General features: G+C 71.5%; 12 protein-coding genes. 4 read left to right on the top strand and 8 right to left on the bottom strand.

Annotated features, from left to right (window positions below; translation table 11 throughout):
* Positions 1-75 precede the first annotated feature (75 nt).
* Complete coding sequence (locus KBX08_RS19540) at positions 76-714, top strand: response regulator transcription factor (protein ID WP_210784904.1); 639 nt, start codon at positions 76-78, stop codon at positions 712-714.
* Positions 715-717: 3 nt separating this feature from the next.
* On the opposite strand, the gene KBX08_RS19535 is transcribed toward KBX08_RS19540, so the two are convergent.
* The 6 genes from KBX08_RS19535 to KBX08_RS19510 all read right to left on the bottom strand — a co-directional run bounded on the left by KBX08_RS19535 (position 718) and on the right by KBX08_RS19510 (position 6,777).
* The gene (locus KBX08_RS19535) at positions 718-2,346 is read right to left on the bottom strand and encodes a GAF domain-containing sensor histidine kinase (protein WP_247669690.1); all 1,629 of its coding nucleotides are present in this window, start codon (positions 2,344-2,346) and stop codon (positions 718-720) included.
* A gap of 247 nt (positions 2,347-2,593) precedes the next feature.
* The gene (locus KBX08_RS19530) at positions 2,594-3,208 is read right to left on the bottom strand and encodes a hypothetical protein (protein ID WP_210784902.1); all 615 of its coding nucleotides are present in this window, start codon (positions 3,206-3,208) and stop codon (positions 2,594-2,596) included.
* Positions 3,205-4,593: a hypothetical protein gene (locus KBX08_RS19525; protein WP_210784901.1), complete on the bottom strand. Its 1,389-nt coding sequence runs from the start codon at positions 4,591-4,593 to the stop codon at positions 3,205-3,207. Before KBX08_RS19525 ends, KBX08_RS19530 begins: the two co-directional genes overlap by 4 nt.
* The gene (locus tag KBX08_RS19520; protein WP_210784928.1) at positions 4,590-5,390 is read right to left on the bottom strand and encodes an ABC transporter ATP-binding protein; all 801 of its coding nucleotides are present in this window, start codon (positions 5,388-5,390) and stop codon (positions 4,590-4,592) included. Before KBX08_RS19520 ends, KBX08_RS19525 begins: the two co-directional genes overlap by 4 nt.
* A 35-nt stretch (positions 5,391-5,425) precedes the next feature.
* Positions 5,426-6,229: a zf-HC2 domain-containing protein gene (locus KBX08_RS19515; RefSeq protein ID WP_210784900.1), complete on the bottom strand. Its 804-nt coding sequence runs from the start codon at positions 6,227-6,229 to the stop codon at positions 5,426-5,428.
* Positions 6,226-6,777 (bottom strand): RNA polymerase sigma factor, encoded by a 552-nt coding sequence (locus KBX08_RS19510; RefSeq protein WP_210784899.1) that lies wholly within the window; start codon positions 6,775-6,777, stop codon positions 6,226-6,228. Before KBX08_RS19510 ends, KBX08_RS19515 begins: the two co-directional genes overlap by 4 nt.
* A gap of 307 nt (positions 6,778-7,084) precedes the next feature.
* Here KBX08_RS19510 and KBX08_RS19505 point away from each other — a divergent pair, with 307 nt between their 5' ends.
* Positions 7,085-8,377, top strand: coding sequence for a multidrug effflux MFS transporter (locus tag KBX08_RS19505; protein WP_247669679.1), 1,293 nt, complete (start codon positions 7,085-7,087; stop codon positions 8,375-8,377).
* A gap of 48 nt (positions 8,378-8,425) precedes the next feature.
* On the opposite strand, the gene KBX08_RS19500 is transcribed toward KBX08_RS19505, so the two are convergent.
* On the bottom strand, positions 8,426-9,097 hold the full coding sequence (locus tag KBX08_RS19500) for a hypothetical protein (RefSeq protein ID WP_210784898.1): 672 nt from the start codon (positions 9,095-9,097) through the stop codon (positions 8,426-8,428).
* A 23-nt stretch (positions 9,098-9,120) separates the two neighbouring features.
* Here KBX08_RS19500 and KBX08_RS19495 point away from each other — a divergent pair, with 23 nt between their 5' ends.
* Both KBX08_RS19495 and KBX08_RS19490 read left to right on the top strand, forming a co-directional pair.
* Positions 9,121-9,639, top strand: a complete 519-nt coding sequence (locus tag KBX08_RS19495) for an acyl-CoA thioesterase (RefSeq protein ID WP_091394150.1) — start codon at positions 9,121-9,123, stop codon at positions 9,637-9,639.
* A gap of 143 nt (positions 9,640-9,782) precedes the next feature.
* Entirely contained in the window at positions 9,783-11,780 is a 1,998-nt protein-coding gene (locus tag KBX08_RS19490) for an acetoacetate--CoA ligase (RefSeq protein ID WP_210784897.1), read from the top strand.
* A 127-nt stretch (positions 11,781-11,907) separates the two neighbouring features.
* On the opposite strand, the gene KBX08_RS19485 is transcribed toward KBX08_RS19490, so the two are convergent.
* Positions 11,908-12,597: a TIGR03089 family protein gene (locus KBX08_RS19485; RefSeq protein WP_210784896.1), complete on the bottom strand. Its 690-nt coding sequence runs from the start codon at positions 12,595-12,597 to the stop codon at positions 11,908-11,910.
* Positions 12,598-12,696 lie beyond the last annotated feature (99 nt).

The following is a 12,696-nucleotide window of genomic DNA, read 5'->3' as shown; positions in this document are numbered from 1 at the left end:
CAGTCCCCTGTCTGTCGGTGAGCAACGGGACCTTCGGCCCTGTGTCCGCCGGAGCCGCACCGGTAGAAAAGGGAGATGATCCGTGTCTTCCTCCTCGACGACCACGAGGTCGTACGCCGTGGTCTGGCCGACCTGCTCCACGCCGCCGGCGACATCGAAGTGGTGGGTGAGTCGGGGTCGGCACGGGAAGCCACCGCGCGCATCCCCGCCTTGAAGCCGGACGTGGCTATTCTCGACGCCCGGTTGCCCGACGGCAGTGGCATCGATGTGTGCCGCGACGTTCGGACTGTGGACTCGTCGATCCGAGGTCTGATTCTCACCTCCTACGAAGACGACGAGGCGCTGTTCGCGGCGATCATGGCGGGTGCTGACGGATATGTGCTCAAGCAGATCCGCGGCACCGACCTCGTCGACGGGGTCCGCCGGGTGGCCGCGGGCCAGTCGTTGCTCGACCCTGCGGTGACACAGCGGGTGTTGGAGCGCATCCGCAACGGCGTCGAGCAGCCGCGCGAGCTGGAGATGTTGACCGAACAGGAGCGCCGGATCCTGGGGTACGTAGCCGAAGGGCTGACCAACCGCGAGATTGCCGGAAAGATGTTCCTCGCCGAGAAGACCGTCAAGAACTACGTGTCGAGCCTGCTGGCGAAGCTGGGGCTGGAACGGCGTACCCAGGCGGCGGTGTTGGCCACCCGGCTGTTCGGCCGGCACCCGTGAACCTCACTCGCCCAGCGGAACGCTCCAACGCAGGCGCGTGCCGCGCGGTTGGGCTGGTTGCACCGCGAAATCACCACCCAGGCCGAGGGCGCGCTCGCGCAGGTTGACCAGGCCGCTGCGGGCAGCATCGGGGCTCGTGCCCACCCCGTCGTCGTCGACGGTGAGGATGAGCCGTGGCCCGTCGACCTGGACCAGCACCTTGACCTGGCTGGCGCGTGCATGCCGGATCGTGTTCGACAGCGCTTCCCGGAGCACCGCGAGCAGGTCGGGACGTACGGCGTCCGGCACCGCGCTGTCGATCGGTCCGGATATCTCCAGCGCCGGCCGGAAACCGAGCGACCTGGCGGCGTCGTCAACCGCATCGCGGATCTCGGTGCGCAGGACGGCACTCATGGGAGCCCGTAGTTCGAAGATGGCCCGCCGAATGTCCCGGATCGTGGAGTCGAGTTCGTCGACTGCCGCGTTGACCCGTTGACCGACCTCGGGCCGGGCGATCAGCGGTGCGGTGCTCTGCAACTGCAACCCGGTGGCGAACAGTCGCTGGATCACCACATCGTGCAGGTCGCGGGCGATCCGCTCACGGTCCTCGAGGACGACGAGGAGTTCCCGCTCCTCCTGCGCGCGGGCGCGCTCCATCGCCAGCGCCGCCTGCGCGGCAAAGCTGGCCAGCAGTGGCACGTCGTCGTCACTCTGCCGCACCTGACCGGCCGGGTATGCCACGACCAACACGCCGTACAGGGTCTCGCCCGCCGACAGCGGGGACACCACTGCCGGCCCCTCGGTGACCGGAGCGGGCCAGGGCGCAGCCTTGGCCAGGCTCTCGATGGCTGTGTGTCGTCGGCCCGTCACCGAGGCGGCGAAGGTGGTCTCGGCGGCCGGCAGGACCGCACCAACCAGCGGAGGAGTGGTTCCACTGGTCGAGTCGACGACCTCGATGGTGAACCGTCCAGCCTCCTCGTCGTAGAGCAGGACCAGAACCAGTTCGGCGTCTGCGACCTCGCGAGCGTGGCGGGCGACGAGACCCAGCGCCTCCGTGCGGCGGACCTCACCCAGCAACACGGTCGTGATCTCGGCGGTGGCCGCCAGCCAACGCTCGCGACGGTGGGCGACGGCGTACAGCCGGGCGTTCTCGATCGCGACGCCGGCAGCGGCAGCCAACGCGACGGCGATCTCTTCGTCATCCTCGGTGAACTCGACCGCGCCTCGCTTCTCCGCCAGGTAGAGGTTGCCGAAGACCTGATCCCGGATGCGGATCGGAACGCCGAGGAAGCTGTGCATCGGGGGATGGTTCGCCGGAAATCCGTAGGACTGTGGATGCTCCGTGATGTCCGGCATTCGTACCGGACGGGGGTCGGCGATCAGCAGGCCGAGCACACCCCGGCCATGCGGTAGGTCGCCGATCCGGGCATGTGACTCGGCGTCGATACCGTGCGTGATGAACTCCGTCAGGAGCCGGTCCGGGCCGATCACACCCAGCGCGCCGTAGCGGGCACCGAGCAGCTCACATGCGGCTTCGACGATGCGTCGCAACGTGCTGCGTAGATCGAGATCGGAGCCGATCGCCACCACCGCGTTGAGCAGAGCGCGTAGCCGCTCACGACTGGTGACCACCTCACCGACCCGATCGAGCATCTCCTGCAGCAGCTCGTCCAGACGCACCCGGGACAGCGGGCTCAGCCCCAACAGAGGGACGTCCCGCTGGTCGTCGTCGGACCCGCGGTGCCCGTCGTCAGCAAAGTGCGACGTATCCATTCCCTGATGCTACGAGCAGCCAACGGAATTGACGTGCCGTGCCGTTCGGGGTTCCCGTCTCCTCGCCGGACCAAGCGGTCGATGGTCCGTGCTCCGACACCGGCGGGCCGGACCACCGACGGATTCGTCACCGGTCGGGGGCCGTCTCGCTCGCCGGCCGCAGGGGGCAACCCCGCAGGGCGTACGCCAGCAGACCCGCCACCGCCAGGGTGGCGGCGCAGGCGGTGGCGGCGGTGGTCCCGGCGGGTTGGATCAGCCAGCCGGCGACCTGCATCTTCAGATCCCGGCTGGGCCCCATCATCGGCAGCACCGCGATGAGGGTCCAGGTCAGCGGGGCGATCCAGGCCAGGGCGGCACCCAGCACTGTGGCGCCGAGCGCGGTGAGCCCGAGCAGCCCCGCGGTGTTGCGCAGCATGAGGGCGAACGGCTCATAGCGCGTCTCGGTGAGCATGCTGAGCGACAGCAGCGCGGTGATCGCGCCGGCGGCGAGCAGCAGGTGCCCGGCACGGCGTACCGGCCAGTTGACCGCCATGGTGTGGTCGAGGGCGTCGTCGGCGCCGTTGAGGGTGGTGCCGACGGCGACCACCGCCAGCATGATGGCGAGGCTGGCCGTCCGGGCGCTGATGGTCGTCGAGTCGGTGTAGGCCAGCGACAGCGCCCAGGTCAGCGCGATCAACGAGGTCGCGGTGGTCAGGGCGAGAGGCACCCGGCGGGAGCGCAGGTGCAGCCCAAGCCACCTCACGGCTGATCCCCCGGCAGGATCGCCACCAGCTCGTCGTCCCGGCAGGCCAGTACGCCCTCGCGTACCGCTGCCATCCGCCGTCGTTGCTCGGCCTCCGGCAGGCTCACCAGCGCCTGGTACGCGCTCCTCAGCAGCGCCATCTCCTCGGGTGCCCATCCGGTCTGCGGGACCGGTGGTCGACCGGTCAGCCAGGCGGCGGCGACCATCCGGGCCCGGTACACGTCGCCCCGGATCGACTGTTCGCCGCACTCCTGCTGCCAGGCGGCCTCCAGCAGGGACGGCAGGAAGTAGTCGCCGGACAGGTCGGCGCGGCCGACGCGGTCGATGGTGGGGGTGTCGAAGACGATCGTGTCGGCGGAGTGCCGGGCCGGTGCGATGTCCGGGTCCAGCCGCGCCCAGTAGGTGACCTGTTGGGTCTCCACCGCGCGGACCGGTGCGTTGGGCAGCTTCGCCGCCATCATGTCGAGCGCCTGGCGGGCGGGGCCGACGACGGCGGGCAGCAGCCCGGCGTGTGCCCGCGTCACGCAGACCTGTGGGCCGTCGTTGTCGCAGACCAGCTCGATGGCGACCGGGTCGACGACCGCCGCCCCGCGGGCTCCGCCGACGGGCAGGAGCGGTACGGCGACCGCGACCCCGAGCAGCGCCGGGAGCACGGCGAACGCGATCGCGCGGCGACGGACCGCGCCGAGCAGCAGCAGGCCGGTCGCGGCGAGGGACACCAGCCACAGCGCCTGGAGCAGGCTGACCCGCGTCGCGATCGTCTGGAAGTCGTCCAGGCCGGTGATCGCCGGCACGAGCAGCACCGCCGCCGGTTCCGGGCGGAACTGCGCGAGATCCGTGCCCATGGCGGGCGACATGGCCAACTCCGGCACCAACCCCACCAGGACGAAGCCGACCACGGCGAGTACCGGCGCGGTGATCACCCGGGGCACGGCCCGGCCGGCGGCCATGCCCAGCCAACCCGCGGCGATCAGCGCCGGAACGCCGACCGCGAGGACGACGATCGTCGCGCTCGGGAAGTAGTTCGACGTCGGCACCACCCATCCGGCCGCGATGAGAAACACCAGGAGGTACGCGGTCACCACCGAGACCGCGAGAGCGCCGGCGGTCGGGACGACGCGCTGCCACCGCGGCCGGACGGTGCTGGCGAACAACTCGTTGACCCGGTGGCGCGCGTCGCGCCGGCCCATCCACGCCCCACCGGCCAGCGCGAGCGGCAGCAGCACCATCAGCAGCGACCGGGCCGTCACCGCCAGCTGCATCCACCGTCCCGCGAAGAACTGGGTGGACGACAGCAGCAACGCCGCACCGCTCACCAGTATCAACAGGGCGGTGCCCAGCGCCGCCGAGCGGCGCAGTTCGATGCGGAGGATGCGTCCCGTCATGCCGACACCCGCCCACGGTAGGCGCGTAGCACCGACGAGTAGCCGCGTTCGGTGGCGCTGTCACCGGCGTCGCCGGCCCCACCCTGTTCGGTCAGTTGCCCGGTGGTGCCCTGCCACACCAACCTGCCCTCACTGATCAGCACCACGTCGGAGCAGGCCACCGCGACGTCCTCAACCAGGTGGGTGGAGACGAGTACGCAGCTGTCCAGGCCGATCTCTCGCAGCAGTTCGCGGAAGTCGAGGCGCTGCTCCGGGTCCAGGCCGACCGTCGGCTCGTCGAGCAGCAGCACCGCCGGGTCGTTGACGATCGCCTGGGCGATGCCGGCGCGGCGCAGCATCCCGCCGGACAGCGTCTTCATCCGGGAGTCGGCGCGGTCCGCCAGACCCACCCGTTCGACGGCCCGCTGCACCGCACCAGGGATGACGGCCTTCGGCATCTCCTTGAGCCAGGCGATGTACTCGACGAACTCCCGGACGGTGAAGCGCGGGTAGAAGCCGAAGTGCTGCGGCAGGTAGCCGAGGCCGCGGCGTACCTGGCGGAGGTCGGCGTTGCCGGTGACCTCGCCGCCGAGCAGGGTCAGCCGCCCACCGGCCGGCTTCAGCACAGTGGCCAGGGCTCGCATCAACGTCGTCTTTCCGGCGCCGTTGGGGCCGAGCAGCCCGTGCACACCGGTGCCCAGCCTCAGGTCGAGTTCGTTGACCGCGAGGTGTCGGCCGGCCCGGACCTGCAACTTCTCGGCGTGCACCGCCCACGCGTAGGTGGACGGGGCGGTCTCGGCCACGCTGACCGTACGCATCATGATCTCTCCCATTCGGCAGTGGCTCGATGTCGTCATCGGTGCAGAAGGTTCTGGTGCGGTTCGTGCGGCCGTCGCCACGCCCGAACGAGTACGACGGCCGTCAACGCCACTGTGGCGAGCGCCCATCCCGGCAGGCTGCCGCCGGTGAGGACCGTCGGAAGTTGCCCGTCGGCGAGGCTCGGCCCGACCACACCGGCGGACCAGGCGACGGTCAACGCGAGTGCGGCGCGGTCGACCCCCACCACAGTGCCCAGCGCCAACGCGCCGGCGGTGAACCCCAGGGCGGGCAGCAACCAGAGGCCGGGGGAGTGACCGGTGACCCAGCCCGCCACCGCCAGCACCGGTATGACCGCCGACAGCACCCCCAACGTGCGGCGCATCAGCAGCGGCAGGCCGGTGCGGGGCATGGTGGCCGTCAGTTCCCAGGCCGGGTCGAGGCGCCGGCTCCAGACCGCGGCCACCGGCAGCAGCGGCGCCACCGGCGCGATGAGCAGCACCAGCGACGGCAGGCTGTTGAACGTCCACTCGAACAGGGCCGCGGCCAGCATCAATCCGGTGGCGGTGACCAGCCAGGGCAGCACCCGGGCGGCGACACCCGTGCGCAGCAGCCGGCGACGGCGTACCGGGCCCGGGCCGGTGGCGATTCCGGTGGCGATTCCGTCGGCCACCCGGTCCAGCAGGTCCCGGGTGCCCGGGTCGACGGCGTCCGTGAGCACCGCTCGGCAGGCGGCGCAGGTCTCCAGGTGCGCCTCGACCGCCCAGATGGTCGTGTCGTCGACGCCGGCAGCACCGGAGGCGTACTGGGAGATGAGGGTGGGAGTCGGGTGAGTGGTCATGACAGCGCCTCCCGAAGGGCGATTCGGGCTCGTCGGGCCCGGGTCTTCACGGTCCCCTCCGGCATGCCGAGCAGCAGTGCGGTCTCCCGCGCGGTCAGCCCGTCGAGGACCATCGAACGCAGCACCTGACGGAGTTCCGCAGGTAGCTCGTGCAGGGCACGCTCCAGGTTGGCGTCCATCCCGCCGGCCAGCGCCTCGTCCTCGGCCGCCGGGGCCACGGTCTCGAAGGTCTGCACCGACGGAACCCGCTCCCGTCGGGCCCGGTGGCGGAACGCGTCGATCAGCCGGTGCGCGGCGATCGTCCACAACCAGCCCACCGCGCTGCCGGAGGTGGAGGACTGCGCCTGGCTGCCGGCCGAACGCCAGACCGCCAGGTACGTCTCCTGCAACACCTCGGCCACCACGTCCTCGTCGGCGCAGCGCCGGCGCAGTCGCGCGGTCAACCACGGGGCGGTACGCCGGTACAGCGCGTCGAACGCACGCCGGTCGCCCCGAGCGACGCGGCGAAGGAGTTCACCCTCGTCGAGCCCGTCCACACTTCGTTTCACACCAGGCAAGACGACGCGTACCCCGGCCCCGGTTCTGATCCTGATGTGACCCCGGTCACATTGAATCCGGGCGGACGAGGCGGGGTGACTCCCCACACACCGGGAACGTCACCCGTGGCCGAGGTGTTGCCGAGCGAGAGGATCACCCTCGGATCATCGCCCCACCCGGCCGCCCCCGCCACGACCCTGCCTCGTCACGTCCACGCTGCCCGCCGTCGGGCATCCCGCACCGTGCCGCCACGTCCACGCGGTCCCGGTGACGCCCCGCGCCGCCGCTCGTGACGACGCCTCCCGCAGAGAGATCGAGATGATGAAGCAGTTGGTGGAGAAGACCGGACGCGATTCCGCCGTCGCGCAGGAAGTGCTGCCCGGCGACCTGATGACCAACCGTCAACGGGCGCAAATCGTCCTCGTGCTGGGCGCGTTGATCGCGATCGGGCCGTTGACCATCGACATGTACCTGCCCGCGCTACCCGCCATCACGGCGGGCCTGCAGACCACCGAGACCGCCGTGCAGTTGACGCTGACCGGCACGCTGGTCGGCCTCGCGTTGGGCCAGTTGCTGATCGGGCCGCTCTCCGACGTGGTCGGGCGGCGGGTGCCGCTGCTGGCCGGGTTGGCCGCGCACATCGTGGCCTCCGTGCTGTGCGTCTTCGCACCCAACATCGCGGTGCTCGGTGGGCTGCGCGTACTCCAGGGGCTCGGCGTCGCCGCCGCCACAGTGGTCGCGACGGCAGTGGTCCGCGACCTGTTCAGCGGGGCCTCCTTCGCCCGGATCTTCTCCCGGCTGATGCTCGTCATGGGCCTGGCGCCCATCCTCGCGCCGACCCTGGGCAGCGGCCTGCTGAGCTGGACCGACTGGCGGGGCGTCTTCGCGGCGCTGGCGGTGCTGGGCGCGCTGTTGATCGTCGTGGCCGCTCTCCGGCTCCCGGAGACCCTTCCGGTGGCGCGTCGGCGGCACGGCGGGGTGCGCGCCACGCTGCGCGACTACCGGGGCTTGGTCAACGACCGGGCGTTCGTCGGCCTGGTGCTGGTCGCCGGGCTGGCGATGGCGGCCCTGTTCGCGTACGTCTCGGGTTCGTCGTTCGTGCTCCAGCAGGAGTACGGCCTCGACGAGCAGCAGTTCGGCATCGCCTTCGGGGCCGGCGCGGTGGGCCTGATCGGGGCCACCCAGTTCAACGTTCGGCTGCTGCGCCGCTACACCCCGCAGCAGATCCTGGTCAGCGCCCTGATCGCCGGAACGGCGGCCGGCCTGCTGCTGGTCATGTTCGCGGCGACCGGCGTCGGTGGCCTGGGCACCCTGCTCGCGTCACTGTGGCTGGTCCTGGCCGCCGCCGGCCTGGCCCTGCCCAACGCGCCGGCGCTGGCCATGAGCCGGCACAGCGAGGCCGCTGGCACCGCCGCGGCGCTGCTCGGCGCTGTGCAGTTCGGCATCGGCGCGGTGTCGGCGCCACTGGCCGGTCTGTTCGGCACCGGGAGCGTACCGATGGCGATCGTCATCGCGGGCGGCATGGCCGCCGCGCTGATCGTCATGCTCCTCGTGGTTCCCCGCGCCAGCCTCGGCACCGTCGACCCGGATCTTGCGGTCGCGCTGCACTAGCCCGGAAGAGATGGAGGGGCGGGCCGGTCCACCGGCCCGCCCCGACGATCAGCGGATCTCGGTGGTGTCCTCGGGGCGCGGTTGGCCGCGCGGTGGGGCGGACCAGGGTGATTCGCCACCCACCCGGCGGGGCAGCGGCTCGGTCGGTGTCGAGTCCGCCGGGTAACCCAGAGTGAGGGGCGCGGTGTCGCGCTCCGCGGGCGCGGGGGCCGGCCAGTCGGTCAACGTGAAGTCGTCGTTGCGGGGGCCTCCGTCCGACGCGGGGGTGGGTGCCGCGGCCGGTTCGGTCGCCGGGCTCGGCCACTGCCGCCAACGCTGTTGGCTGAAGGTCGCCATCAGCAGCAGCAGGCCGAGCAGGAAGAGCGTGCCGTTCTCCACGGGCAGTCGCAGCGGCAGAGGATCGCCGAACACCTTCCACTCGTGCGGGATCGCGTCCCGCACCGAGAAGGGCGCCACGAACATCCCGATGTACGGGATGACCAGCAGCGCACCGGCCACCAACGGGCCCAGCGGTGAGAAGCGCAGCGTGCCGAGCAGGCCCAGCAGGACACCGCCGACACCGAGGTACACGGCCGGCTCGATCAGGTTGGCGGTGTTGAACGTGCCGATCTCCACCCAGCGGTCGACCGTCCGGCTCGACCCGTCCTGCCCCAGTGTGACCAGCACCCAGGTGATGGGCGCCACCACCAGCCCGGCGAGGAAGCTCCAGAGATGTCGCATCCGCGCACCGTACCGTTTTCGACATGACTGAGCACCTCTCCGCCGCTCCAACCGGCAAGCCGACGTCGTACTCGCGCGTCACTCTCAGCAAGATCATGACCGCGGTGGACGTCAACCTCTACGGCACGGTGCACGGCGGAGTTCTGATGAAGTTCGTCGACGACGTGGCCGGGGCCGCTGCCGCCCGACACAGCGGCGGGACCGCGGTGACCGCGGCGATCGACGAGATCGTCTTCTCCGAGGCGGTCCGGGTCGGCGACCTGGTGCACGCGCACGCCCAGGTGAACTGGACCGGCCAGACGTCCATGGAGGTGGGCGTGCGGGTGGTGGCCGAACGGTGGGACTCGGCCGAGGACGCGCCGGTCCGGGTGGCCACCGCGTACCTGGTGTTCGTCGGCGTGGACGTGGGTGGGGCGCCGCGGGCGGTCCGCCCGGTGCTGCCGGAGACGGCGGAGGACGAGCGCCGGTACAAGGAGGCGGAGATCCGCCGCGCGCACCGGCTGGCCCGCCGCCGTGCCATCCAGGCCCACCGCGCCGGCTGACCCACATGAGGTGGCGGGTTGGAGTGTGGGACGGGCACGCGTCGGTTGGCCTACCCGGTGCGCAGAATGGCGCTTCGAGGTAGGGCAAGATGGCGCCACGGCCCAGTCACAGTGTCGTGTCGGGCCAGGGGGAGGGTGGAGCAGTGGGTGACATGCTGTGGACGCCGCCGGCGGACGTACGTGAGCGGTCCCGGATCGGTGCCTACCTGCGCTGGCTGCGGGAGCACCGCGGGTTGGACTTCGCCGACTACGACGCGCTGTGGCGCTGGTCCACCACCGACCTGGACGGGTTCTGGCGCTCGATCTGGGACCACTTCGAGGTGATCGCGCACACCCCGCCGACCGCCACCCTGGCCGAGCGGCGGATGCCCGGCGCCCGTTGGTTCCCCGACGCCACGCTGAACTACGCGGAGAACGTGCTGCGGATGCCGGGGCGCTCCGACGACGACCCGGTGGTGATCTCCCACGGGCAGACCCGGCCGCCGGTCACATTGACCGCCGGTGAGCTGCGCGAGCAGGTCCGCCGGGTGTCGGCCGGGCTGCGCCGGCTCGGCGTCACCGCCGGTGACCGGGTGGCGGCGTACGCCCCGAACATCGCCGAGACGTACGTCCTGCTGCTGGCCACCGCCAGCCTTGGCGCGATCTTCTCGTCCTGCGCGCCCGAGTTCGGCACCCGCAGCGTCACCGACCGTTGGCAGCAGATCGAACCGACGGTGCTGGTCGCCGTGGACGGCTACCGGTACGGCGACAAGCCGGTGGACCGGCGCGCCGAGGTCGCCGCGATCCGGGCCGCCCTGCCGTCGCTGCGCCACACCGTCAGCATCAGCTACCTCGACCCGACGGGCCCCGCCCCCGAGGGCGCGCTGGGCTGGGCCGAGCTGGCCGCGCCCACCGACGAGCCGTTGACGTTCACGCCGGTGCCGTTCGACCACCCGCTCTACGTGCTGTACTCCTCGGGCACCACCGGGCTGCCGAAGCCGATCGTGCACGGTCACGGCGGCATCCTGCTGGAGCACCTGAAGATGCTCGCCCTGCACCACGATCTGGGCCCGGCCGACCGGTTCTTCTGGTTCACCACCACCGGCTGGATGATGTGGAACTTCCTGGTCTCCGGCCCGGCGGTGGGGGCGGCCATCGTGCTCTTCGACGGCAACCCGGGGGTCCGGGCTGAGCCCGGCCGGCCGGCCGAGCCTGACCTCGGCGGGCTGTGGCGGCTGGCGGCGGAGACCGGGACGACGTACTTCGGCACCTCAGCGCCGTACCTGCTGGCCTGCCGTAAGGCCGGGTTGGTTCCCCGGGAGGCCGCCGACCTGTCAGCGCTGCGCGGCGTCGGTTCCACCGGTGCGCCGCTGCCCGCCGAGGGCTTCCGCTGGGTGTACGAGACCGTCGGCGACCACGTCCAGCTCCAGTCGCTCTCCGGTGGCACCGACGTGTGCACCGGTTTCGTCGGCGGCGTGCCGCTGCTGCCGGTGTACGCCGGTGAGATCGCCTGCCGGGCGTTGGGCGCCAAGGTCGAGGCCCGTTCCGCCGACGGCACGCCGGTCATCGGCGAGCTGGGCGAGCTGGTGATCACCGAACCGATGCCGAGCATGCCGGTGGGTTTCTGGAACGACAGGGACGGCACCCGCTACGCGGAGGCGTACTTCGGCGTCTACCCGGGCGTCTGGCGGCACGGTGACTGGATCACCATCAACGAGCGGGGTGGCTGCGTGATCACCGGCCGCTCCGACGCCACCCTCAACCGCGGTGGGGTGCGGCTCGGCACCGCCGAGTTCTACTCGGTGGTGGAAGGGCTCGACGAGGTGCTCGACTCGGTCGTCGTGCACCTGGAGGACGACGAGGGCGGCGCCGGTGAGCTGCTGCTCTTCGTGGTGCTGGCCGAGGGTCTGGAGCTGGACGACCCGATGCGCGCGAAGATCTGCCGTGAACTGCGTACGGCGCTCTCACCCCGGCACGTGCCCGACGAGATCCACCAGGTGCGTTCGGTGCCCCGTACCCTCTCGGCGAAGAAGCTGGAGGTGCCAGTCAAGAAGATCCTCACCGGCACCCCGGTAGACCAGGCGGCGGCCAAGGGTGCCCTGGTCAACCCCGAGTCCCTGACCGCCTTCGCCGCCCTGGCCCAACGCCGCACGACGTCCTGACCCCCATCCCCCCGCGATCTTGCACTTGCTGTCCCGACCTAAGGGGCATCCCGCCCATCTCGACAACCGAAACTGCAAGATCGCCGGGCCGGGCGGGCGGGGCCGGGGCGGGCCGGGGCGGGGCGGGTTACGGGAGGGTGTGGGTGACCTTTTCGGTGGCTTGGCGGCTGGCCAGGCGGGCCGGGTCCTGGTTGGCGCAGAGGACGACTGTGGCGGCCCGGGTCAGTGGGGCCAGCAGCCAGTCGACCGGGTCGGGGTGACGGCCGGCATCAACCAGGACCCGCGCGCCGGGCTCGATGCCCAACTCGGTGGCGCGGGCCTCGGCACGACCCAGCAGGTGCGCGTCGGTGGGGCCACTGCCGGATTGCGGCGTGAAGTGGTCACCGTGTCCGCGTACCTCGACGACGTAGTCGGCGAACCCGGGCGGCACCTGCCGAAGCGGGGCGGCGAGCGGGGCCAATCCGAGGGCGTACCGCTCGTCGGCGGACCAGGACTGCGCCTCGTCGAACCTGTCGGCGGCGGCGAAGAGCACCCCCACGTCGCCCGGCGTGTCGACGACGCTCAGCTTGGCCGACCAGCAGGCCAGCAGCACCGCAGCGGTCTGCCAGTGTGGCGGCAGCAGCACGCCGGCCGGGGTGCCCGGCGCGAGGCCGACCTCGTCGACGAGGAGGTTGGCGGTCTTCGCCACCCAGTTCGCCAAGGTGACGCCGGAGAGTTCGGTGCGGTCGCCGGTGGCGTCGTCGTACCAGGTGAGCAGCGGTCGGGTCGGATCGGTCGCGATCGCGTCGGCGAACACCCGGGCAATGTTGTCGGCCATCGGCGCGAACGATACGCCCCTGTGGGCCGTACTCGATGACGATGGCAAGTCGGCGTACCGTCGGGTCGCAGTCAGCGTCGGCCCCGCGCCCCGGCGTAG

Origin of the sequence: Micromonospora sp. H61, assembly GCF_018070325.1 — a bacterium.
In the GTDB taxonomy this organism is placed as follows: domain Bacteria; phylum Actinomycetota; class Actinomycetes; order Mycobacteriales; family Micromonosporaceae; genus Micromonospora; species Micromonospora salmantinae.
The sequence above is the reverse complement of the archived record's forward strand: the minus strand, read 5'-3'. Positions and strand labels throughout refer to the sequence as shown.